Source organism: Pseudomonas sp. SO81, from assembly GCF_030374125.1.
In the GTDB taxonomy this organism is placed as follows: domain Bacteria; phylum Pseudomonadota; class Gammaproteobacteria; order Pseudomonadales; family Pseudomonadaceae; genus Aquipseudomonas.
Window position 1 is genome coordinate 4,049,901 of record NZ_CP126126.1, and the last position, 21,331, is coordinate 4,071,231.

Here is a 21,331-nt window from a genome sequence, read left to right on the forward strand (position 1 = left end):
CTGGCTTCCGAATGCCCCTTTTGGTCCCTGAAATTGGGCCGCAGTATCCGTTAAAGGCGGGTGATGTTCAACACGTCACCCGACAGGCTGACCTGTACCGATTGCCCCCATAAAGGGTCGCGGCGCAGGTCCTCGGCGGTCTTGTACTGGCCGGCCACCGAGAGCATCTCGGCGCCCATCTGCTGGCAGAAGATCCGCGCCTTGGCATCGCCCTTGACGCCGGCCAGGGCGCGGCCGCGCAGCGGACCGTACACATGGATATTGCCGTCGGCGAGAAGTTCCGCACCGGCACTGACCGGCGCCATCACCACCAGGTCGCCGCCCTGGGCGTAAATCTGCTGACCGCCGCGTACCGGCGTGGTGATGATTCTGGTCGGCTTGTACTGCGGCTCGGCCGGCTTCACTTCCTTCTTGCGCGCCTCCACCGGCTCGACCAGCTTCTCGCGCGCGCCGGATGGCGGCAGCACGGGAATGTCCAGGGCCTCGGCGGCTTTGATGTCGTCCTCGCGGCTGGCACGGATGGCCAGGGTGCGCAGGCCGTGCTGGCGGCAGACTTTCATCAGCTTGCCCAGGTCGAGCTCGCCTTCGCCTTCCGGCAGCTTGTCCAGTGCCAGCACCAGCGGGATGTTCTGGAAGAAATTGGGCGCCTGGGCGACCTTCTCGGCCAGTTGCCGGTCCAGGCGCTCCAGGTCGTTGTGCGCCAGTTCCAGCACGGTGATGGCGAGCATGCTGCCCTTGAGCTGGAACACGGGGTCTTGGTCGAGGAGATCGGCTTGGCTCATGGTTCGCCCACTGCATTGAATGGGCACGACTTATAACGAGAAGGCCGCAGCGCCGCAAGCCGCGAGGACTTCTGTAGAATGCTGGGCCTCGTTGTCTGCCCGGAATCACTATGGATCGCCCGCAATTTCGCGCCTATTTCCTCCATCCGCGCTTCTGGCCCCTGTGGCTGGGCATGGGCCTGCTGTGGCTGATCGCCCAGCTGCCGTACCGGATGCTGCTGGTGCTGGGCCGTGGCCTGGGCGCGCTGATGTACCGGGTGGCCGGTTCGCGTCGGCGTATCGCCGCACGCAACCTGGAACTGTGCTTCCCCCACCTGAGCGCAGATGAACGCGAGCGTCTGTTGAAGGAGAACTTCGCCTCCACCGGCATCGCCTTCTTCGAGACGGCCATGGGCTGGTGGTGGGCCAAGCCGCGTCTGGCCAGCCTGGGGCATATCGAGGGGCTGGAACACCTGCAGGAGATTCAGAAGCAGGGGCAGGGGGTGATCCTCATGGCCCTGCACTTCACCACCCTGGAGCTCGGCGCGGCGCTGCTGGGGCGGGTGCAGACCATCGACGGCATGTACCGCGAGCACAAGAACCCGCTGTTCGATTACATCCAGCGCCGCGGCCGCGAGCGCCACAACCTGGACGCCACCGCCATCGAGCGCGAGGACATCCGCGCCATGCTCAAGGTGCTGCGCGCCGGCCGCGCCATCTGGTATGCGCCGGATCAGGACTACGGCCCCAAGCAGAGCATCTTCGTGCCGCTGTTCGGCATCAGCGCCGCCACCGTCACCGCCACCACCAAGTTCGCCCGCCTGGGCAAGGCACGGGTGGTGCCCTTCACCCAGGAGCGCTTGGCCGACGGCCGCGGCTACCGCCTGGTGATCCACCCGCCGCTGGAGGACTTCCCCGGCGAGAGCGAGGAGGCCGACTGCCTGCGCATCAACCAGTGGATCGAGCAGGCGGTCAGCCAGCACCCCGAGCAGTACCTGTGGGCCCATCGGCGCTTCAAGACGCGCCCGCCAGGCGAGCCCAAGCTGTATCGCAAGCGCGGCAAGTAGCGGGCCCCTATACTCGCTAGAAAAAAGCGGAAGCCGCTCCATGACCCAAGCAGTAGCAGTAGCGCGGCCCGTCACCGGGCTGATCCTCTCCGGCGGCGGAGCCCGGGCGGCCTATCAGGTGGGCGTGCTGGGGGCGATCGCCGATCTGCTCGGCGAATCCTGCCGCAATCCCTTCCCCGTGATCGTCGGTACCTCGGCCGGCGCCATCAACGCCGTCGGCCTGGCCTGTGGCGCCCTGCATTTCGCCAGCGCGGTGCGCCGGCTGACCGAGGTCTGGCAGGCCTTCCACTGTGGCGACGTGTATCGCAGCGACTGGTCCGGCGTGTTGCGCCAGGCCGGGCGCTTCTTCGGCCACAGCATGCTGGGCATGGGCAAGGACCTGCCAGTGGCGTTGCTCGACAGCTCGCCGCTGGGTGGCCTGCTCGGCCGCGAACTGGACTTCTCCGGCATCGCCGCGGCGGTGCGCATGCGCCAGCTGCGCGCGGTGGCGGTGACCGCCTTCGGCTACGAGAGCGGGCAGGCGGTGACCTTCTACCAGGGCCGCGCCACCATCGATCCATGGTTCCGTCACCGTCGCGTCGGTGTGCCCACCCGCCTGAGTCTGGAGCACCTGCTCGCCAGCGCGGCCATCCCGCTGATCTTCCCGCCGGTGAAGGTCAACCGCGAATACTTCGGCGATGGCGCGGTGCGCCAGTCGGCGCCGATCAGTCCGGCGCTGCACCTGGGGGCCAACCGGGTATTGGTGGTGGGGGTGAGTGGCAATCCACTGGGCAAGGGCGCCAACCAGCAGGTGGTGCGTCCGCGCAGCGGCCTGCCGCCGACCCTGGCGCAGATCAGCGGGCACATGCTCAACAGCACCTTTATCGACAGCCTGGAAGGCGACATCGAGACCCTGGAGCGGCTCAACCATATGAGCCAGTTGGTGCCCTCGGGGCTGCATCCGCGCGGCCTGGGCCTGAAGCCGGTGGAGGTGCTGGTGATCTCGCCGAGCCAGCCGCTGGACCAGATCGCCGCGCGTCACCGCCACGAGCTGCCCAAGGCCATGCGTTTCTTCCTGCGCGGCCCGGGCGCCACCCGCGCCAGCGGCGCCGGCGTGCTCAGCTACCTGCTGTTCGAGCCGGGTTACTGCAATGAGCTGATCGAGCTGGGCTACCAGGACGCCATGGCGCAGAAGGGCGCCCTGTGCCGCTTTCTCGGCGTGGCCGAAGAGGCGGCGGAGGCTGCAGCGGCGTCGGTGAGCTAGGCCGTCAGGCGGTCGTCGCGAAAATCACGCAGGGCCTGCTCGATCTCCTCGCGACTGTTCATCACGAAGGGCCCGTACTGCACGATCGGTTCGTTCAGCGGCATGCCGGCGATCAGCAGTACTCGCGCACCACCGGTGCTGCCCATCTCGATGGCGCCGACGTCGGATAGGCGCGCCAGGCGGCTCTGGCCGACGGTGTGGCCGTTGACCGCCAGCTCGCCCTCGTAGACGTAGAGCATCACCCGCTGGCCATTGGCCAGACGCGGCGAGAGGCGGCTGCCTGCCGGCAGGTGCAGGTCGAATAGCTGCGGCGCGGTATGCGGGCGCTGCACGGCGCCATCCTGCTGCACCTGGCCATCGTCGAAACGGCCGGCGATCACCGTCACGTCTACGCCGCCCTCTGTGGTCAAACGCGGGATTTCCCCTGGCGCGTAGTCGCGGTAGCCGGCGTCGCCCAGCTTGTCCTTGGCCGGCAGGTTGAGCCACAGCTGGAAGCCGCGCATCACGCCTTCCTCCTGTTCCGGCATCTCGCTGTGGATGATGCCGCGGGCGGCGGTCATCCATTGCACACCGCCGCTTTCCAGCAGGCCGACGTTGCCCAGGTGATCTTCGTGACGCATGCGCCCTTCGAGCATGTAGGTGATGGTCTCGAAGCCGCGGTGCGGGTGCGGCGGGAAGCCCGCGATGTAGTCGTCCGGGTTCTCCGAGCCGAACTCGTCGAGCATCAGGAAAGGATCGAAACGCTCGATGCCGGCACCGCCGAATACGCGGGTCAGGCGCACGCCGGCGCCGTCCGAGGCGGGCTGGCCGATGTGCTGGGCGATCACTTGGCGAAACTGGGTCATGGGGCACCTTCATCTGTGGAATGTGCCCATGCTATCGCCATGAATTGAATAAATGGTTGCGAAATCTACCGCTTATATATCGATCAAATAGATCACTCTGCGATCTGCAGCTTGCGCGCCTCGCGGTACACGTAGCGCACCTTCTCGTACTCGAACGGGCTGTTCAGCTGGCCATAGCGGAAGTTGGTGGTGTTGCGCAGGTCGACCACGCGCAGGGCGGTGATCTCCGGATGATCGCTGCTGACCTCGGCCACGTTGAGGTAGTTGATCTGACTCTCGGCGACGAAGTCGAACACCTTGCCGCCGGTGTCGCGCAGGTTGGACGGGCCGAGCAGCGGCAGCATGACGTAGGGGCCGTCCGGCACGCCGTAGAAGCCCAGGGTCTGGCCAAAGTCCTCGCTCTGCTTGGGCAGGCCGATGCGGGTGGCCGGGTCCCATAGGCCGACGACGCCGACCGTGGTGTTGACCAGCAGGCGCCCGGTGGTCTGCAGCGAGCGCTTGCCCTTGAGCTGCAGCAGGCTGTTGAGCAGGTTGGGCACATCGCCCAGGTTGCCGAAGAAGTTGCTCACCCCGCTGCGTACGAAGCCCGGGGTGACGTAGCGATAGCCACGCACCACTGGCAGGAACACCCACTCGTCGAAGCGGTAGTTGAAGTGGTAGACCCGGCGGTTCCAGGGCTCCCAGGGGTCGTAGACATGCAGCGCGCTGGTGGTGGAGCGCTCGAACTCGCGCTGGTCCAGGTAGGGGTTGAACTGCAGCCGGTCGAGCGGATTGGTGAAGCCGTCTTCATCCACCGCGGTATCGGCCTGGGCCAGGCCACTGGCGAGCAGCAGGGCGAGCGAGAGAGTCCATTTTCTAGCCACGGAAGAACTCCAGCATGGCGTCGCTGTTGACGCGGTAGTTGAGGTTGCCGCAGTGCCCGCCGCGCGGGTACAGGGTCAGGCGCTCGCCGAAGGTGCGGCGCAGGAAGCCGATGTCGCCGGGGCCGAGAATCAGGTCATCGGCGTTGTGCATCACCGCCACCTTTGGGCTCTTCTTCAGGTAGCCCTCCAGGGCGTACAGGCTGACCTCATCGACCAGCTGCGGCAGGCTGCCGCCGCTGTACTTCTCGCGCCAGTAGGGCATCAGCTGTTCGACTATGTAGCAGTCGAAGTCGCACTGCAGGGCACGCTTGAAGAACGGGGTGAGGCTGGTGCCTTCCTTGATCGGATAGTTCGGTGGGGTGATCAGGCCGCGACGGTTGATCAGGTCGGCGGTGAAGGCCATGTCCGACACCGAGAAGCGGAACGAGCTGCCGATCAGCATGGCCAACTGCTCGTTGCTGAGCTTCTGCCCGGACTGCTGGAAGTCGTAGAGCAGCGCGTCGTTCAGGTCGATGTGGCCCTGCTCCTCGAAGTAGCGGGTCAGCTTGCTCAGCACCAGTTCGAAGTAGGTGGTGCTGCTGTCGATGCCGGCGACACGGGTCTGCACCAGGCGGTCCAGGTTGGTCACCGAGGTGTACAGGTTGACCGGCGGGTTGAGCAGCAGCACGCGCTTGAAGTTGAAGCTGCGCAGGCGCTCGTCCAGCTCGCTGACGAAGGCGGCGTTGAGCGCACCCAGGCTGTAGCCGGTGAGGTGGAACTCGCTGACGTCCAGCTTGGGGTGCTGGGCGCGCACGGCCATCATCACCCGGTACAGGTCCTCGGCATCCTGGCGCGACAGGCCGGGAGTGGCGGTGCGCGAGGCGGCGCTCATGAAGTCGTAGCTGGTCGGAGAGGACAGCTGCACCACGTGGTAGCCGGCGCCGTAGAACAGGCGCTTGAGTTCCTCTGTCTTGCCGCTGGCGTAGCTGGCGCCGGTGCCGGAGATGATGAAGATCAGCGGCGCGCGGCCGTCCTGCTCGGCCAGGCGATAGCGCAGCTTGGTCACCGGCCAGAAGTTTTCCGGCAGCTCGAACTCGCGTTCGGGGCGCAGCTTGAGGTCGTAGTCGGCCTGGTCGATGTCGTCGTCGCTGGGCAGCTCTGGGCGCAGCTCCGGCGGCGTGCTGGCGATGGTCGCCTCGAAGGGGTTGTCCAGCGGGTAGCCGTAGCCGGCGAGAGGAACATCGGCCGCCAGCGCGGGCGCACCGAACAACAGACCGCCGAACAGGGCGGCAAGGAGGGGGAGGCGGGGCATGGCCGGATTCCTTGGCGAAGGACTGCTGAAGTGAATACCGGGCTTATGACAAGTGCAAGCGGCGGGAGTGCCGTTTCGTTTACTCGAGCGAGCTGAGGCTCTGCACCCAGATCAGTTCGCAGGCGCCTTCGCCGATATCGTCGCGGCTCAGCGAGCTCTGCCAGTGGAAGCCGTCGTCGCCATCCACCCGTACCAGCTGCCCGGCCAGGGTGATGCGCTGACCGGGCTCGACCCGTTCCAGCGCGTGGGCCACGGCGGCGTCGGCCGGGATCAGGTGCATGTTGGCGCTGTGGGTCTCGATGTCGCGACGCGGGATGGGGAAGTCGTCGGTGCGCCAGCGGTACCAGCGATTGGCCTGGCTGATGTCGATGCGCGCCAGCACCTGCGGATCGGCCATCGGTCCCCAGCCCAGGGCCAGGTCGGTGGGCGAGACCCGCGCGCCACGGTCGAAGCGATAGTCCTCGCGGCCCAGCACCAGGGCCTCCAGTTGGAACGGCTGCAGCGGCGTGATGGTGTGGCCGTTGATGCGCATCACGCCGTCCGGCGTGGCCACTGGCGGCTCGGGAGACGGGCGCAGCCACTGCCAACCGAGCGCCAGGACGGTCAGCAGGAGCAGGGTGAATATCAGGCGGCGGGCGTTCATGACGGCAATTCTAGTGTTCCGGTCTTGCGCTCGGGCGCGAGCGGATTAAGCTGGGCGCCTTTTTCGGACCACCGGAGCGCCATGATGTCCCGCCATTTTCCCCTTCTGCTGTTGCTGCTGGTGTTGCCGTTATGGCTGGCGGCCAGCTATGGCGTGCGCTTCGCCCTGATGGAGGACGGCCAGTGGGTGGGCACCTGCGTGGAGCAGGCGGCGCGCTGGGAGTGCCAGGCTCGTGCCAGCCTCGGCTACCTGATCCACTTCCGGGTGATCGCCTGGACGGCGCTGGTGCTGGCCGTGCTCGGCTTCATCGCGCCGGGCAAGGTCGGTCGCGTGCTGGCCGGCCTGGCCCTGTTCGTCGGCATACCGGCCCTGGTGCTGTACAGCGCCAGCCTGGCGGTGTTCGCCCTGGTGCTGGCCGGCCTGCGCCTAGTGCGAGCGCCGCGCGTCGCCTGATTCTCAGTGGCGGGGTGTCGGGCAGGGCTCGACAACGCCTGGCTTCAGCTGAACTACCTGCTGTTGCGCCTGATAGGGCGCGAGCACGGTGCCGCTGCCCGGCGCCGTTACACACCACTCCCAGTAGTAATCCAGGCGGCCGTGCAGGAACAGCACCTCGCTCTGCCACGCGTGGCGGCTGGCAAAGCGGGCGATGCCGTCGGCATCGGTCTGGCGGGTTTCGCGCGACTGCTCGACGGGTGTCGGGTGGGCGCGGCCGATCAGCGTGACGCTGGCGCCGACCAGGGGCCGGCCCTGTTCGTCCAGCACGCGCAGCTCGGCCTTGGGCTGGGTGGTGCGGTAGGCGGGGTAGGGCACGCAGGCGCTCAGGCTGAAGGCCAGGAGCGGTAGAAGCAGCAGTTTGGGCATCCTTGCCCCGTCCTTCAGTCGCGCGACAGGCGCAGACTGCGCCACAGGGCGCCGACCAGCAGGGCGCAGGTCAGCGCCCAGCCGATGGCCTGCAGGTTGTGCAGGCCTTCCTGATACAGCTGCGGGGCGATGCCGGCGCCGACGATGATGGTCAGCAGGGCGATCTCGCGGCGTGGCGCGCGTACCGGGCGGCACAGGTAGACCAGCGCCGGCAGCAGCAGGGCCAGGCTGGGGAAGCTGCGGTAGCGCGAGTCGAACACCAGGCCGAGCATCAGCACCGCACCGGCGAAACCGGCCGCGGCCAGCCACCAGCCGCCACGGGCCTCCAGCCAGGCGAAGGCGCGTTCGCGCCAGCCGCCACGGGCCGACAGGGCCAGCACGGCATGGGCCAGCACCAGCAGATTGAGGCCGAGCAGGGCGGCGGCCCACAGCCATTCACTCCAGTAGCGGCTGGTGATCAGCGCCAGTTCGCTCCAGCCCAGGGCGCAGGCAGCACCGAAGGCGGCGGTGAGCGGCAGCAGCAGGGCGGCGCGGGTCGAGGCCGGGCGACCGGCGAGGATCAGTGCGGCGAGCAGCAGCAGCCCGCTGGCGCCCAGCCACAGCGGCCAATGCGGCAGGTTGGACACCGGGCCGGCGAGGATGCCCTTGTCCTGGCGGTCGGCGTCGAACAGGCCCCAGTAGCCGCCGACGGCGCCTTCGCTGTCGCGCTTCCACGGCTGGTCGAAGGCCTCGATCAGGTTGTAGTGCCAGTCATTCTCCTCGGCCATCTTGACGAAGCCGCGGATGAACAGCGCCTCGTTGACCCGGCTCGGCAGCGCCGTCTCGCGCTGGCGGCCCTCGCTGGGCCAGCCGGTTTCGCCGATCAGGATGTCTTTGGGGGCATAAGCATTGCCAAAGGTGCGGCGCACGTTGGCGACCTGGTTCAGTGCGGCGTCGATGCCGGTGGGATCGTCTTCCCAGTAGGGCAGCAGGTGGATGGTGATGAAGTCCACCGCCGGCGCCACTTCCGGGTACTGCAGCCAGAATTCCCAGACGTCGGCGTAGGTCACCGGTTGCTCGACCTCGGCCTTGACCCGCTCGATCAGCTTGACCAGCTGGCCGCCGGTGACTTCCTTGCGCAGTAGGGCCTCGTTGCCGACGATCACGGCCTGGATCACGTCCGGGTTGGCCTTGGCGTTGGCGATCAGCGCCTTGATTTCCAGCTCGGTGTCCACCGGGTTGCTGCTCACCCAGGCGCCGGCCAGCAGCTTCAGGCCGTGCTTGCGGGCCAGCTCCGGCAGCGCCTCCAGGCCGATCTGCGAGTAGGTGCGCACGCACTCGAAGCGGGTGGCCAGCTGGGCGAAGTCGATTTCCACCTGCTCGCGGCGGATCTGCAGGGGCTGGTCGAAGGGCGACTGGTCCTTGCCGAACGGCGTGTAGGAGGCGCACTGCAGCTTGTGCGTGGGCGTGGCCACGTCGCCCAGCTCCAAGGGCCGGCCGACGCCATACCAGACGGCACCGAGCGCCGCGAGGGCGAGCAGGAGGGCGAACAGGTAGGGCAGAAGAGTGGCGCGTGGGCTTGAGGTCATGTCGGCTGCTGCTGCGAGGTGGCAAAGCCGCGCATCTTAGCGGAAGCCGGGCGCCCGCGGACAGTTCGGGCGCAATGCGATGTCAGGCGTGATGATGCAACCAGGCGTGCTTGGGAATCGCATCGCGCGACTGGCCCGGCTTCTCGAAGCGCTGCCAGATCTTTTCATGGAAGTAGAAGCCCACCGAGTTGCACAGCGGTTCCACCGCCGCGACCAGGCCGCCCACCGCGACGCTGCCGGTCAGCGCGTAGGTCACGCTGAAGGCGATGCAGAAGTGCATGAGGGTGAAGGTCACTGTCTTGAGCATGGCGCACCTCGATGAATGAGAATTGTTCTTCGTTGAGGTGAACCTTAGTCTTGGCTGCCGATCCGGGGAAATCGACCTTGGTCATGATTTCGATAGTCAGACTATATCGATTTCAGGAAATCGATTTTCTCCGCGCGCTCCCCGGCCGGTAGCACCTCGGTGCCCGCTTGGCCGGCCTCGAAGTCGGTGAGGAACTGCGCCAGCGACTCCAGCGGCAGCGGCTTGCTGAGCAGATAGCCCTGGATATAGTCGCAGCCCAGCTGGCGCAGGAAGGCCAGCTGCTCGGCATTCTCTACGCCCTCGGCGACCACCTGCAGATTCAACGTGTGGGCCATGCCGACGATGGCCTGGACGATCTGCCGGTCGGCGTTGGCGCCGGGCAGTTCGAGCATGAACGAGCGGTCGACCTTCAGGGTGTCCAGCGGCAGGCGCTTGAGGTAGGCCAGCGACGAGTAGCCGGTGCCGAAGTCGTCGATGGAGATGCCCACGCCCAGATCGCGGATGCGCTGCAGCAGGGTGAGGGCCTGATTGACGTTGCTCATCAGCGCGTTCTCGGTCACCTCCAGCTCCAGGCGCTGGGCGCGCAGGCCGGAGGCTTTCAGGGCGCGCGCCACTTCGTCCGGCAGGTCGTCGTGACTGAGGTTGAGCGCCGAGCAGTTCACCGCCACGCGCAGGTCCGGGTGCGCATGCCTGGCGGTGAGCTGGCGCAGATCCTGGCAGGCGCGGCGCAGCACCCAGGCATCCAGCTCGCCGATAAAGCCGTTGGCCTCGGCGATGCCGATGAAACGGTCGGGGCTGAGCAGGCCCAGGCGCGGATGCTGCCAGCGCACCAGGGCCTCCAGCTTGCCGATGCGTCCGCTGCCGAGGTCGAGGATCGGCTGGTAGTGCAGCAGCAGGCCGCGGTCCTTCTTCAGGGCCTGGCGCAGTTCCTCTTCCAGCTCCAGCTCCATGCTCGCCTTGTTGCGCAGGTGCTCGCTGAAGAAGTGCACGGCGTTGCGTCCGCTGCCCTTGGATTGGTAGAGGGCCAGGTCGGCGTGCTTGAGCAGTTCCTCGCAGGTCTCGCCGTCGCGGGGGTAGATGGCGATGCCGACGCTGGTGGTCATTACCATATGCCGGCGCGCCAGGGTGATCGGCTTCTTCATCCGCGCCATGATCCGCCGCGCCAGGGCGCGGGCCTCCTCGATGCGGCTGAGGCTGACCAGGATGCAGAACTCGTCGCCACCGAAGCGCGCCACCACGTCCTGGTCGCGCAGGGTATGGCGGATGCGCTCGGCCACTTCCTTGAGCAACTGGTCGCCGGCGTCGTGGCCGAGGCTGTCGTTGATCCGCTTGAAGTGGTCGATGTCGAGGAACATCAGCGCCAGCGCCTGGCCCTGCTGGGCGTGGCTGCGCAGCTTCTCGGCGAACACCTCGTTGAACGAGCGGCGGTTGAGCAGGTTGGTCAGCGGGTCGTAGTGGGCGGCCTGTTGCAGCGAGGCCCGGGCCTGGTTGAGCTGGCTGAGCAGCGAGTTGACCCGCAGCAGGTCGTGCTCCTTGCGCTGCAGCTTGCGGTCGGCCCAGGCCGCGCCGAGGCCGCCACCAATGGCGAGCAGGGCGATCAGGGCGATGCTCAGGCCCAGCTGCAGGGCATTGGCCGGGCTCTGCAACTGCAGCGGCGTGCCCAGCGGCACCACCATCTCCAGGGCCCACATGCCGGTGAAGTGCATGGAGACGATGGCGCCGCCCATCACCAGGCTGGCGATGATGCGCAGCAGCTGATGCAGGAAACCCTCGCGGCCGCGGAAGAATAATGACAGCTGCAGGGCCGCCAGGCTGGCGACCACGGCGATCACCAGGGACAGGGCGAATAGTCCCGGCCGGTAGTAAAGCTGCGCCTCCGAGCGCATGGCGGCCATGCCGCTGTAGTGCATCAGACCGATGCCGAAGCCGATGCACAGCGCCGCCTGCAGGCGCTGGCGCAGGGTCGGCCGATCCTTGGCCAGGCCCGGCATGGCCAGCAGGGCGGCGAGGATCACGATCAGCAGGGAGAACACCGTGGTCGGCAGGTCGTAGCGCACCGCCACCGGCGCCTGGAAGGCGAGCATGGCGACGAAGTGCATGCCCCACACGCCACCACCCAGGCTCAGGGCGCCGACCGCGCACCAGTTGCGCCGCGCGTCGGCGCGGTCGGCATGGCCGGCCCGTTCGGCGAAGCTGAGGGTGGCGTAACCGGCGACGCAGGCGAGCACATAGGCCAGCACCACCAGCTCCGGGGCGTGGCTGCAATCGAGCAGAATCTGTGCCCCATCGGGCTGAGTGGTAAGAAAGCGCAGACCTAGCCAATCCATAGCAGGCGACCTCAGCGGACAGGGTGCAAGGAGGGGACTACAGGCTCGGGAGTTGGTGAGTATAGACGCTCGTACCAAATGCCAAGGCCGCCGCCGATGGCGCTAAGACTTTGGTCGAAAGCGCATGGCAGTTACGACTAAGGTCGTCTGTCTCGCCCCGCCAGTCGCTCGCAGAGTGGCCTCACCAGTAACTCGTGCTGTGGAGGACAACAACAATGAACGACAGCGTCTACAAGCGGATCGAGCAGAGTCCGCGCTTCCAGGAGCTGGTCGCCACCCGCGACCGCTTCGCCTGGATTCTCTCCGCCATCATGCTCGGCCTCTATGTGGCCTTCATCCTGCTGATCGCCTTCGATCCGCAACTGCTCGGCACGCGCATCAGCGACGACTCGCCGATGACCCTGGGCATTCCCCTGGGTGTCGGCCTGATCCTCTCGGCCTTCGTGCTGACCGGCATCTACGTCAAGCGTGCCAACGGCGAATTCGACCGCATGACCCAGGAAATCCTGGACGAGGTGCAGAAATGATCGCGCGTCTCCTCACCGCCGTCGGCCTGATGGTCGCCGCCCCGGCCCTGTGGGCCGCCGGCGCCCTCGAAGGCGAGGTGCAACGCCAGCCGCTGAACATGGCGGCCATCGTCATGTTCGTCGCCTTCGTCGGCTTCACCCTCTACATCACCTACTGGGCCTCCAAACGCAGCAAGTCGGCGGCTGATTTCTACACCGCCGGCGGCGGCATCACAGGCTTCCAGAACGGCCTGGCGATCGCCGGTGACTACATGTCGGCGGCGTCCTTCCTGGGTATTTCCGCCCTGGTATTCGCCTCCGGCTACGACGGCCTGATCTACTCGATCGGCTTCCTGGTCGGCTGGCCGATCATCCTGTTCCTGATCGCAGAGCGCCTGCGCAACCTGGGCAAGTACACCTTTGCCGACGTCGCCTCGTTCCGCCTCAAGCAGAAGGAAATCCGTACCCTGTCCGCCTGCGGTTCGCTGGTCGTGGTGGCCTTCTACCTGATCGCGCAGATGGTCGGCGCCGGCAAGCTGATCGAGCTGCTGTTCGGCCTCGACTACCACGTGGCCGTCGTGCTGGTCGGCATCCTGATGGTTTGCTACGTGCTGTTCGGCGGCATGCTGGCCACCACCTGGGTACAGATCATCAAGGCCGTGCTGCTGCTGTCCGGTGCCTCGTTCATGGCGCTGATGGTGATGAAGCACGTCGGCTTCGACTTCGGCACCCTGTTCTCCGAGGCAGTGAAGGCCCATCCGAAAGGCGAGGCGATCATGAGCCCCGGCGGCCTGGTGAAGGACCCGATCTCGGCAATCTCCCTGGGCCTGGCGCTGATGTTCGGTACCGCCGGCCTGCCGCACATCCTGATGCGCTTCTTCACCGTCTCCGACGCCAAGGAAGCGCGCAAATCGGTGTTCTACGCCACCGGCTTCATCGGTTACTTCTACATCCTGACCTTCATCATCGGCTTCGGCGCGATCCTGCTGGTCGGCACCAACCCTGACTTCAAGGACGCCTCCGGCCTGCTGATCGGCGGCAACAACATGGCGGCGGTGCACCTGGCCGATGCCGTGGGCGGCAGCCTGTTCCTCGGCTTCATCTCGGCCGTGGCCTTCGCCACCATCCTCGCGGTGGTCGCCGGCCTGACCCTGTCCGGTGCCTCGGCGGTGTCCCACGACCTTTACGCCAGCGTGATCAAGAAGGGCAAGGCCAACGAGAAGGATGAGCTGCGCGTGTCGAAGATCACCACCGTGATCCTCGGTGTGCTGGCCATCGGCCTGGGCATCGCGTTCGAGAAGCAGAACATCGCCTTCATGGTCGGCCTGGCCTTCTCCATCGCCGCCAGCTGCAACTTCCCGGTGCTGATCCTCTCCATGTACTGGAAGAAGCTGACCACCCGCGGCGCCATGATCGGCGGCTGGATGGGTCTGATCACCGCCGTTGGCCTGATGATCCTCGGCCCGACCATCTGGGTGCAGATCCTCGGCAACGCCACGCCGATCTACCCCTACGAGTACCCGGCGCTGTTCTCGATCCTGGTTGCCTTCGTCGGTATCTGGTTCTTCTCCATCACCGACAAGTCCACCGCCGCGGACGAGGAGCGTGCGCGCTTCTACCCGCAGTTCGTGCGCTCGCAGACCGGTCTCGGCGCCAGCGGTGCCTCGGCTCACTGATAGCGATATCTCCGTGTGACTGGGCAGCCTTCGGGCTGCCCTTTTTTATGGGCGTCTGTATGATCGCCGCCCATTCGTATGGATGAACCGAGGACTCTCAGGGATGAACACGTCTTTCTGCCGTTGGGGCGCCATTGCCCTGACTGTCTGCCTGAGCCTGCTGATGGGCTGCTCCTCCAGGGGCGGCGATGTCGGCGGCGCAGGTGCCGAGCCGGTCAGTGCCGGTTATGCGCCCACCCAGGGCAAGACCAGCGGCCGCCTGCTGGTGTGGACCGCCGACTTTTCCGTGGAAGTGGCCGACCTCGCCAAGTCCGCCGAGCAGCTGAGCGCGCGCATGATCGCCCTCGGCGGCTATGTGGAGGAGAAGAGCGACTACGGCAGCCAGAGCCAGAGCTTCGTCTACCGCGTGCCCAAGGACGCCTTCAATGAAGCGCTGGGCGACGTCGAACGCAGCGGTACCGTGCAGCGTCGCCACGTCAAGGGCGAGGATGTCACCGAACAGTACGTCGACGTGGAAACCCGCCTGAAGAACAACCTGGCCCTGCGCGACCGCTTCCGCGAGCTGCTGGCCAAGGCCAAGGACGTCAAGGACATCCTGCTGATCGAGGCGGAGCTCAATCGCATCCAGTCCGAGATCGACTCGATGGAGGCGCGCATGCGCATCCTCAAGGACCAGATCCAGATGTCCACCATCCGCGTGGCGCTGCAGCAGCAGGAACCACCGAAGCCGGCCACCATCTACGGGCCCCTGGGCTACCTGTACAAGGGCGCGGAGTGGTTCGTGGTCAAGCTGTTCGTCATTCGCGAGTGATCGGCTGATGGAGACGCTGCGCGCGCTCCTGGCGACGCTGGTGTTGCTCGCCGGCATCGCCTGCCTGGTGCATGGCCTGTCGGGCGGGCCTTTGTGGCCCTGCCTGCTCGGCATGGCGTTGTGCTTCCTGCTGGCCTATTGGCTGTGGCCGCGCAATCGGCAGGCGGACAGCCCCTGGTTCGATGCGCTGGAGCTGCTGGTCGAGTTGCCGGTGAACCTGCTGCTTTGGCTGCTGCGTCAACCCGGTCGGCTGTTTCGTGACGTGGATGGGGTGGATCTATGAAACGGCGTACGGCGGGGCTGCTCGGATTGATCGTATTGCTGGCCGTGGCCGTGGCCGTGGCGGGCGGCTATGCCTGGCTGAAGGTGCCTTATGCCTATTCGACGGCGGCTGGCGTGGCCCGCGAATTTCTCACGCTGCTGCAGGAGGGACGGCTGGAGCAGGCCTACGAATTGACGCTCAAGAGGCAAAGCCTGGTAGGGCGTGACCTGAAGGAGTTCCAGCCCTTTGCCGCTCGCCAGCTGTGTTCGGCGGAGCATCTGCCCCTGGTTGGAGAGCCGCATCCGCCCCAGTCCAACGGCAATCGCCTGCGCCGCTGGCTGGCGGGCCATGAGGTGGAAATGCCCAGCGTTCAACTCCGTTTCGAGAAGAGTCCTTGCCTGATGACGGTTGAGCTGCGCCGCGATAGGGAAGGGCGCTGGCGGGTGTTCTACTTCCAGTCCAGGGCCGGCTGAGCCCCGCGCTTGAGCCTGCGCCGTGCTTGCGGCATGGTGTGCGCGGGTTTTTCGACAAGGCAGTCAACGCGATGGATACCACCTTTCTGATCATCCCCGGCTACGGCGACTCCGGCCCCGAGCATTGGCAGAGCCTGTGGCAACGACAGGACCCGCGCTTTCGCCGGGTCGAGCAGCGCGACTGGTGGAATCCGGTCTGCGCGGAGTGGGTCGAGACCCTGGAACAAGCCGTGGCAGCCAGCGGACCGCAGACCGTGCTGGTCGCCCACAGCCTGGGTTGCGGCCTGGTCGCCCACTGGGCCGCGCAGACCCGCCAGCGCATCCGCGCCGCCATGCTGGTGGCCCCGCCCGACCCGGAAGGGCCGGCGAAGGAGCTGAACATCCAGGGCTTCGTGCCGGTGCCCGACCTGCCACTGGCTTTCCCCAGCCTGGTGGTGGCCAGCAGCGACGATCCCTACAGCAGCCTGGAACACGCCCATGGCGCCGCCACGCGCTGGGGAAGCCGCTGGCACAACGTCGGCGCGAAGGGGCATATCAACGGCGACAGTGGCTTGGGCGAGTGGCAGGAAGGCAAAGCGCTGTTGCAATCGCTTCTCATCTGATTTGGTTTGCGCCGCTCAAGGGTGGTTATCTCAGCCCTTTTCCTTGACTTGAAACCTGATCATTTGGTCAAAGTCAAGCGTTTCTCTGAGGTTTTTTGAGACGATTTCCTACAACTTTGGTAGTGTATTGGCCATCTGCCATAGATACGCCATCACCATAAGAAAACAGGAGCAATCTCATGAATTTCAAAGCACGCGCGCGCCAGCTCGGCCAGGGCATGACCGAGTACATCATCATCGTGGCGCTGATCGCGATCGCCGCCATCGTCGTCTACAACCTGTTCGGCGATACCGTTCGCGGTCAGGTGGGTGATATGGCAGCGGAGCTGGGGGGACAGGCCGCCACCAACCAGGGTGCCGCCTCCGGTACCGCTGCCGGCGCCGAAGCTTCCCAGGATTACGATCTCGGCAACTTCCAGCAAGCTGAAGACTGATTAGCGTCTAGCCCGTTCGCGAGGCTCAGGTGGTCAGTCGCGCTGCCCAACGAGGGCAGGCCATCGTCTTTGGCCTGCTCTTTTTGGGTGTGGCCGTGGTGGCGATGCTGCTGGTGTACAACCATGGCATCCTCACCCGCGACCGCGTGCAGCTGGAAAACGCCGCCGATGCGGCGGTTTACACCCAGGCCAAGCTGTTCGCCCGTAACCAGAACTTCATCGCCTATACCAATCGCGCGATGATCGCCAACGAGCTGTCCGTGGGGCAGATGGTGGCCATGGGTTCCTGGGCCAAACGCTACAGGGATATTCCCAGCTGGCTGGATTCCTTTCCCGCCTACCAAATTCCGGTAGTTCCACCCGCGCCGCGGCCCAATTTGGCCGACATGCTGAAGCTGGCGTATCTCCCCTACATTGCCATCGGTTACGGCATCGATATGGTGGCCAATCCGATGATCGGTTTCTATCCGACCGTCGTCTCCTACTTCAACATGGCCCTGTCCCTGTTCCAGAAGGCCTTCGCCCTGGCCACGGTGGAGTCGCAGATCGAGGGCATGATCGATGTGGTGGAGGCGCACCAGAACCGAAATGATGCCGACCCCAGCGATGATCTCTACATCCCTCTGCTGGGCTACTACTTCCTTACCCAGAACACGGCGCTGACCTACTTCGGCGATATGTTCAGCTACGAAAGCCTCTACTCCCAGGCTAGCAGTGCCATGAGCAGTAGTGGTGGCGCGAATGGCAGTGCGGGCGCAGCCAACGAGGAACCCTCGACTACCGATGAAGTAGTTGGCTCCTTCCTCGGTGGCCTCAATGGTCCCGAAACCATGCTGGTGGATACCAACCCGGAGAGTTACAAGAAGCCCAAGCCCGGTGCCAGCGAACCTTCAGACAATGAGGATGCCAAGGAGGCCTACAAGCGCTTCGCGGCCGTGATCAATGACAATCGCAACGATTGGCTGAGCGACCGCCACTTCAACCTCGGTCCACCAGCAGTGACTACACCGGAGATCACTCTGCCACTGGGCCCCATCAGCATCACCTTCAGCCTGACTCTGGAGATGGGCTCGTTCAACGACGGTGGTACCGCATACCGCTTCAATCCCGCACGTACGGCTTCCACCCCGGACGGTATCGAGCGTTATGGCTGGACTTCGATCGACTACACCTCGCTGGGCTTCAAGCTGGACGTCGACCTGGCGGTCGAACTATGCCTGTGGTTCCCCTTCGTCGGTACTAAGTGCCTCACCCTGATCGACGGCAACATTCCCCTGGGCTTCGGCATGCCGATCAGCGGCGCGACCCAGCAGCTGGTGGCGGAGAAGGAGGACGCCATGCTAAGCGCGCCACAGTGGGGCTTCCCGCTGATGGATGAATTCGGGCTGGCGCCGGGCATGTACGGCGAGGCCTTCGACATGGTGCATCTAGTCACCTATGGCTGGGGACAGGTGCGCAACATCTACGGCACCCTGCCGGCCGATGTGCAGACCAACTACGCCGGGCCGCCGTCCTTCTTCGCTCTCAACGACTCGTTCGCCGAGTCCGGCACCAGTCACGAGTTCAGTATCGCGGTGGCCAAGAAACTCAGGGACGTGCCGACCACCGACAGCCAGGACGGGCTCAATCTAATGGGCTCTTCTGGGAATAACCTGCACCGCTTCCAGCTGGATACCCAGGGACCGATCGACGGGGCGCTGGACGGTGCCTACGCCACTGTCATGTGGCAGGAAACCGACGCGCTGATGACTGTGTCCTCGGCCGAGACCTACTTCGCCAGCCCGCGCGACGCGGATGAGGTGGCCAGCCAGTTCAGTCCGTTCTGGGACGCGCGCCTGCGTGAGCCGAGCCCTATCGTCATGATGATTGCCACAGGCGAAATCGACCCCTTCGAGCTGATCGGCGAGTTGGATCTATCCAGTGGAGTGATGGGCGTCGCCGAGTGGGTGATCGATCTGGCCATGGAGTCGCTCACCGAGCCGGCCAAGGAACAACTGCTGAAGAACGTGGACGACCCGGTCAAACCCTATGCCGAGGAGATAGTCGACGAGGTCTTCGATCAGGTCACCGGCACGGCCAAGGATGCGGTACTCAGTGAGTTGGAAAAATATGCGCCCTGATCGTCGCTGCGCCGGACAGGCGATGGCCGAGTTCGTGGTGATGACTGCGGGCGTGCTGCTGATCCTGTTTTTGGTGGTGCCAACCCTGGGCAAGCTGCTCGACATGAGCTTCCAGACTCAGCAGCTGGGGCGCTATGCGACCTGGGAACGAACCGTCTGGTTCGACAACGGCGACCAGCCCGGCGAAACCACCGAGCCAGGCTACGATGTTGCGGTACGCAGTGACGCGGCCATCAGCGCCAGTGGTGAGAAACGTTTGCTGAGCTTCGCCAGCGCCCCGGAGCCTTTGGCCAGTAGCGATGTGTCCGGTATCGCCGCCGGCAGCCAACATGCCTTGTGGCGCTGGAGCAACGGTGCGTCAATGCTCGGCGACGGCGGGGTCGACAATGGCAGCCTCAACCCGCATAAGACCGAATCTGTCGCTTACGACGTGCTGGGACTCTACAACACCGGCATGGAAGCGCTGATCAGTCCCCTGACCATGCTCAAGCTGCAAGACGATGAGAATTTCTTGCAGGTCGCCCACCCACAAGAAAACTATTTCAAGCCTTCCATTAGCGCCAATGTCAATCTCGGCAATGCAGGCCTGGAGGCCAGGACTGGTGCTGGTTTTCTCGGACCGGAGTTCCTTCCTGGTGGGCTGACCATGACCGCCAACGGCGCCATCCTCGCCGATGGCTGGAACGCCCAGGGTGAACACCACTTCAAGGAACGGGTGGATGACTTCGCCATTGGCACCATGATGGACAACGCAGTCATCAACACGGTGATCGACTTCATCGGCATCTTCGAGCCCAGCTTCGCCGACGTGGATTTCGGCTATGTGGGTACCGAGCCGATTCCTGATGCCGATGTGCAGTGCGACCTGGGCTTCTGTTACTTCGATGAATAAGCGCGACCTTCTTCTGCTGCTCACCGTATTCGCGATGCCTTTGGTCGCGCGGGGTGAGTGCGATTTCGACGATTTCCCGACCATGGACGACATGCAGCTGACCACAGTGGCCGAGGCCATGCAGTGGAACAACATGCCGATGAGTGTGAAGGGCTTTCGCACCGATGCCGCTTTGCAGACGGTACTCGCCTTTTACCAAGAGCGCTGGGCGGGCGCGGAGGACATCACTACCTTTGGCGCCTGGCAGCAGGTACTGCATCTTAACGAAGACTGCATGATGATGGTTCAGGCTCGCACCGTTGGCTCCCAGACCACCGGGCGCCTGATGCTGGTCAATCCTCCCGCAGATGAACAAGTACGGCGCGTGCTCGGCGCCGGCGTGCCGGTGCCGCCGGATGCCGTGGTGGTGACCGATATGCAGAGCCAGGACGCTCATCGCGATGGTCAGCTAGTGATGCTGCTGCACCCGGACAGCATTGCCGGCGCGGTGAGCTGGTATCAGACGGAAATGGTACGCAGTGGCTGGCAGCTCAGCCGCCGAGCGTTCAGTCAGAACAATGCCACGCTGATCTACAGCAAGGGTCTGGAGCAGCTGTCGGTGGTTTTCCTGCGAACCGCTGCTGATGACCAGACGCAGATCCTGCTCAACCGGGTAGATCACTGATGAAGCGTCAGTGCGGGCAATCGATGACCGAGTACCTGGTCGCCTTGGGTGTCGGGGGCAGCATCATCGCCGCCCTGACCCTGGCGCCCTGCGAGCCTGCTGGCACCACCCGTGGTTGCATTCCGACCCTGATTGATGCCTTGCACAATAACTACGAAGGGTACTCAGCGACCATCGGTGCCGTGCAGGACTACGAGGATGTAGCGGTAGCGGACCCTCCCGAGGGCGATGGCGGTACGGTAGAAGAAGAGGACGACACTTCCGGTGGTGACGGCACAGGAGACACTCCCACACCGGCCGAGACCCTGAGCAAGGTCAACTACGTATACGACGCGCAGGGCAATGTGATCGGCACCGTGGCTGGCGACGTGATCCGTGATGCCAATGGCGATGCCATCGGAATCTACTCCTACAACGAAGAAACCGGCGAGGCAGTGGCCGTAGTCAACGGGGAGACTCTAACCGGTGTCAGTACCGGCAGCGTATTCGTTGATGAGGATGGCAACGTGCTCGAGCTCAAGGCATTTGTGGTTGGTGGCCAGGTGGTGGGCTTCGGCTATGAGGTCAACGACCAATATTATGATCCGCTCGAAGGCGAATTGACCGACAAAGTGCCGAGCAATGCCACCGTTGTAGACACTCGCCCGGTCAAGGTGCTTGACGGCAGCGGCAAGGCCAGCGACTTCGGCTACGAGGTGGACGGCTATATCTATTCCCTGTCCAAGGTCCAAGTGTCAGGCGAAACCTACTCCACGACGAAGGTGCCCGATGGCGAGCTGGTGGAGATGGTTCTCAGCCAGTCTTCCACCATCGCCGACTGGGATGGCTATTCACGTTGCGTCGTGCGCGGGCTGGACTGGGTCAATACGGAGCTGAGCGCCTATCCGGGCAGTGGCAATTACACCTTCGACAAGACCGAGGACGACGGCTCGGGCAATCAGGTGACCACCACCGACAACGCCGTGGTGGAGTCGCCGACCAACAACCTGGGCTACATCGACAGCGCCGATATGGGCGGCAGCTGCGGAGGCCGCTGGCTGCTCACCGAGGGTGCCAGCGACTGGACACTGAGCGGGCCTTACTAGAGCCGCCGAAAGAATACAGGCCCGTGCTGG

Annotated in this window: 23 protein-coding genes; 14 read left to right on the top strand and 9 right to left on the bottom strand. The window is 65.0% G+C overall.

Going from position 1 to position 21,331, the window contains the following annotated elements:
• Window positions 1-50: 50 nt before the first annotated feature.
• Entirely contained in the window at window positions 51-782 is a 732-nt protein-coding gene (gene minC / locus OH686_RS19260) for a septum site-determining protein MinC (protein WP_289534539.1), read from the bottom strand.
• 110 nt (window positions 783-892) lie between these two features.
• Between minC and OH686_RS19265 the strand changes: the two genes are divergently transcribed.
• A complete protein-coding gene (locus OH686_RS19265; protein ID WP_289534540.1) occupies window positions 893-1,828 on the top strand; it encodes a lipid A biosynthesis lauroyl acyltransferase in 936 nt (311 codons plus the stop codon).
• 40 nt (window positions 1,829-1,868) lie between these two features.
• A complete protein-coding gene (locus OH686_RS19270; RefSeq protein WP_289534541.1) occupies window positions 1,869-3,071 on the top strand; it encodes a patatin-like phospholipase family protein in 1,203 nt (400 codons plus the stop codon).
• Here the strand turns inward: OH686_RS19270 and OH686_RS19275 are convergent.
• The 4 genes from OH686_RS19275 to OH686_RS19290 all read right to left on the bottom strand — a co-directional run bounded on the left by OH686_RS19275 (window position 3,068) and on the right by OH686_RS19290 (window position 6,713).
• On the bottom strand, window positions 3,068-3,916 hold the full coding sequence (locus OH686_RS19275) for a pirin family protein (protein WP_289534542.1): 849 nt from the start codon (window positions 3,914-3,916) through the stop codon (window positions 3,068-3,070). The genes OH686_RS19270 and OH686_RS19275 overlap by 4 nt on opposite strands.
• 92 nt (window positions 3,917-4,008) lie before the next feature.
• Window positions 4,009-4,779, bottom strand: a complete 771-nt coding sequence (locus tag OH686_RS19280) for an MlaA family lipoprotein (RefSeq protein ID WP_289534543.1) — start codon at window positions 4,777-4,779, stop codon at window positions 4,009-4,011.
• Window positions 4,772-6,070, bottom strand: a complete 1,299-nt coding sequence (gene mlaY, locus OH686_RS19285) for a lipid asymmetry maintenance lipase MlaY (RefSeq protein ID WP_289534544.1) — start codon at window positions 6,068-6,070, stop codon at window positions 4,772-4,774. The genes OH686_RS19280 and mlaY overlap by 8 nt, the downstream gene beginning before the upstream one ends.
• A gap of 79 nt (window positions 6,071-6,149) precedes the next feature.
• Complete coding sequence (locus OH686_RS19290) at window positions 6,150-6,713, bottom strand: hypothetical protein (protein ID WP_289534545.1); 564 nt, start codon at window positions 6,711-6,713, stop codon at window positions 6,150-6,152.
• An 84-nt stretch (window positions 6,714-6,797) separates the two neighbouring features.
• On the opposite strand from OH686_RS19290, the gene OH686_RS19295 reads away from it, so the two are divergent.
• The gene (locus OH686_RS19295; protein WP_289534546.1) at window positions 6,798-7,166 is read left to right on the top strand and encodes a hypothetical protein; all 369 of its coding nucleotides are present in this window, start codon (window positions 6,798-6,800) and stop codon (window positions 7,164-7,166) included.
• A gap of 3 nt (window positions 7,167-7,169) precedes the next feature.
• On the opposite strand, the gene OH686_RS19300 is transcribed toward OH686_RS19295, so the two are convergent.
• The 4 genes from OH686_RS19300 to OH686_RS19315 all read right to left on the bottom strand — a co-directional run bounded on the left by OH686_RS19300 (window position 7,170) and on the right by OH686_RS19315 (window position 11,776).
• Window positions 7,170-7,574: a carboxypeptidase-like regulatory domain-containing protein gene (locus OH686_RS19300; protein WP_289534547.1), complete on the bottom strand. Its 405-nt coding sequence runs from the start codon at window positions 7,572-7,574 to the stop codon at window positions 7,170-7,172.
• 14 nt (window positions 7,575-7,588) lie between these two features.
• Entirely contained in the window at window positions 7,589-9,142 is a 1,554-nt protein-coding gene (locus OH686_RS19305) for a glycoside hydrolase family 17 protein (protein ID WP_289534548.1), read from the bottom strand.
• Between the two features lie 82 nt (window positions 9,143-9,224).
• The gene (locus OH686_RS19310) at window positions 9,225-9,449 is read right to left on the bottom strand and encodes a DUF2061 domain-containing protein (protein ID WP_289534549.1); all 225 of its coding nucleotides are present in this window, start codon (window positions 9,447-9,449) and stop codon (window positions 9,225-9,227) included.
• Between the two features lie 101 nt (window positions 9,450-9,550).
• Complete coding sequence (locus OH686_RS19315) at window positions 9,551-11,776, bottom strand: putative bifunctional diguanylate cyclase/phosphodiesterase (protein WP_289534551.1); 2,226 nt, start codon at window positions 11,774-11,776, stop codon at window positions 9,551-9,553.
• A 215-nt stretch (window positions 11,777-11,991) separates the two neighbouring features.
• On the opposite strand from OH686_RS19315, the gene OH686_RS19320 reads away from it, so the two are divergent.
• The 11 genes from OH686_RS19320 (at window position 11,992) to OH686_RS19370 (ending at window position 21,301) form a co-directional block, all read left to right on the top strand.
• On the top strand, window positions 11,992-12,303 hold the full coding sequence (locus OH686_RS19320; protein ID WP_137971454.1) for a DUF485 domain-containing protein: 312 nt from the start codon (window positions 11,992-11,994) through the stop codon (window positions 12,301-12,303).
• Window positions 12,300-13,958 (top strand): cation acetate symporter, encoded by a 1,659-nt coding sequence (locus OH686_RS19325; RefSeq protein ID WP_289534553.1) that lies wholly within the window; start codon window positions 12,300-12,302, stop codon window positions 13,956-13,958. Before OH686_RS19320 ends, OH686_RS19325 begins: the two co-directional genes overlap by 4 nt.
• 103 nt (window positions 13,959-14,061) lie before the next feature.
• On the top strand, window positions 14,062-14,769 hold the full coding sequence (locus OH686_RS19330) for a DUF4349 domain-containing protein (RefSeq protein WP_289534554.1): 708 nt from the start codon (window positions 14,062-14,064) through the stop codon (window positions 14,767-14,769).
• 7 nt (window positions 14,770-14,776) lie between these two features.
• Entirely contained in the window at window positions 14,777-15,052 is a 276-nt protein-coding gene (locus OH686_RS19335; RefSeq protein ID WP_289534556.1) for a hypothetical protein, read from the top strand.
• A complete protein-coding gene (locus OH686_RS19340; protein ID WP_289534557.1) occupies window positions 15,049-15,504 on the top strand; it encodes a hypothetical protein in 456 nt (151 codons plus the stop codon). The genes OH686_RS19335 and OH686_RS19340 overlap by 4 nt, the downstream gene beginning before the upstream one ends.
• Window positions 15,505-15,575: 71 nt before the next feature.
• A complete protein-coding gene (locus OH686_RS19345) occupies window positions 15,576-16,106 on the top strand; it encodes an RBBP9/YdeN family alpha/beta hydrolase (RefSeq protein ID WP_289534558.1) in 531 nt (176 codons plus the stop codon).
• A 179-nt stretch (window positions 16,107-16,285) separates the two neighbouring features.
• Entirely contained in the window at window positions 16,286-16,540 is a 255-nt protein-coding gene (locus OH686_RS19350; RefSeq protein ID WP_289534560.1) for a hypothetical protein, read from the top strand.
• 29 nt (window positions 16,541-16,569) lie between these two features.
• Window positions 16,570-18,660 carry a Tad domain-containing protein gene (locus OH686_RS19355; RefSeq protein ID WP_289534562.1) on the top strand — a complete coding sequence of 697 codons (2,091 nt, stop codon included), beginning with the start codon at window positions 16,570-16,572 and terminating at the stop codon, window positions 18,658-18,660.
• Between the two features lie 22 nt (window positions 18,661-18,682).
• Complete coding sequence (locus OH686_RS19360; RefSeq protein WP_289534564.1) at window positions 18,683-19,552, top strand: hypothetical protein; 870 nt, start codon at window positions 18,683-18,685, stop codon at window positions 19,550-19,552.
• Entirely contained in the window at window positions 19,545-20,216 is a 672-nt protein-coding gene (locus tag OH686_RS19365; protein WP_289534565.1) for a hypothetical protein, read from the top strand. The genes OH686_RS19360 and OH686_RS19365 overlap by 8 nt, the downstream gene beginning before the upstream one ends.
• Window positions 20,216-21,301, top strand: coding sequence for a hypothetical protein (locus OH686_RS19370; RefSeq protein WP_289534566.1), 1,086 nt, complete (start codon window positions 20,216-20,218; stop codon window positions 21,299-21,301). Before OH686_RS19365 ends, OH686_RS19370 begins: the two co-directional genes overlap by 1 nt.
• The last annotated feature ends 30 nt before the right edge of the window (window positions 21,302-21,331 follow it).

Coding starts and splice junctions, on each gene's coding strand:
- OH686_RS19315 (WP_289534551.1), bottom strand. CDS start 11,776: ATGGATTGGCTAGGTCTGCGCTTTCTTACCACTCAGCCCGATGGGGCA.
- OH686_RS19320 (WP_137971454.1), top strand. CDS start 11,992: ATGAACGACAGCGTCTACAAGCGGATCGAGCAGAGTCCGCGCTTCCAG.
- OH686_RS19330 (WP_289534554.1), top strand. CDS start 14,062: ATGAACACGTCTTTCTGCCGTTGGGGCGCCATTGCCCTGACTGTCTGC.
- mlaY (WP_289534544.1), bottom strand. CDS start 6,070: ATGCCCCGCCTCCCCCTCCTTGCCGCCCTGTTCGGCGGTCTGTTGTTC.
- OH686_RS19350 (WP_289534560.1), top strand. CDS start 16,286: ATGAATTTCAAAGCACGCGCGCGCCAGCTCGGCCAGGGCATGACCGAG.
- OH686_RS19310 (WP_289534549.1), bottom strand. CDS start 9,449: ATGCTCAAGACAGTGACCTTCACCCTCATGCACTTCTGCATCGCCTTC.
- OH686_RS19345 (WP_289534558.1), top strand. CDS start 15,576: ATGGATACCACCTTTCTGATCATCCCCGGCTACGGCGACTCCGGCCCC.
- OH686_RS19360 (WP_289534564.1), top strand. CDS start 18,683: ATGGCCGAGTTCGTGGTGATGACTGCGGGCGTGCTGCTGATCCTGTTT.
- OH686_RS19370 (WP_289534566.1), top strand. CDS start 20,216: ATGAAGCGTCAGTGCGGGCAATCGATGACCGAGTACCTGGTCGCCTTG.
- OH686_RS19305 (WP_289534548.1), bottom strand. CDS start 9,142: ATGACCTCAAGCCCACGCGCCACTCTTCTGCCCTACCTGTTCGCCCTC.
- OH686_RS19325 (WP_289534553.1), top strand. CDS start 12,300: ATGATCGCGCGTCTCCTCACCGCCGTCGGCCTGATGGTCGCCGCCCCG.
- OH686_RS19265 (WP_289534540.1), top strand. CDS start 893: ATGGATCGCCCGCAATTTCGCGCCTATTTCCTCCATCCGCGCTTCTGG.
- OH686_RS19290 (WP_289534545.1), bottom strand. CDS start 6,713: ATGAACGCCCGCCGCCTGATATTCACCCTGCTCCTGCTGACCGTCCTG.
- OH686_RS19270 (WP_289534541.1), top strand. CDS start 1,869: ATGACCCAAGCAGTAGCAGTAGCGCGGCCCGTCACCGGGCTGATCCTC.
- OH686_RS19340 (WP_289534557.1), top strand. CDS start 15,049: ATGAAACGGCGTACGGCGGGGCTGCTCGGATTGATCGTATTGCTGGCC.
- OH686_RS19335 (WP_289534556.1), top strand. CDS start 14,777: ATGGAGACGCTGCGCGCGCTCCTGGCGACGCTGGTGTTGCTCGCCGGC.
- OH686_RS19295 (WP_289534546.1), top strand. CDS start 6,798: ATGTCCCGCCATTTTCCCCTTCTGCTGTTGCTGCTGGTGTTGCCGTTA.
- OH686_RS19275 (WP_289534542.1), bottom strand. CDS start 3,916: ATGACCCAGTTTCGCCAAGTGATCGCCCAGCACATCGGCCAGCCCGCC.
- minC (WP_289534539.1), bottom strand. CDS start 782: ATGAGCCAAGCCGATCTCCTCGACCAAGACCCCGTGTTCCAGCTCAAG.
- OH686_RS19300 (WP_289534547.1), bottom strand. CDS start 7,574: ATGCCCAAACTGCTGCTTCTACCGCTCCTGGCCTTCAGCCTGAGCGCC.
- OH686_RS19365 (WP_289534565.1), top strand. CDS start 19,545: ATGAATAAGCGCGACCTTCTTCTGCTGCTCACCGTATTCGCGATGCCT.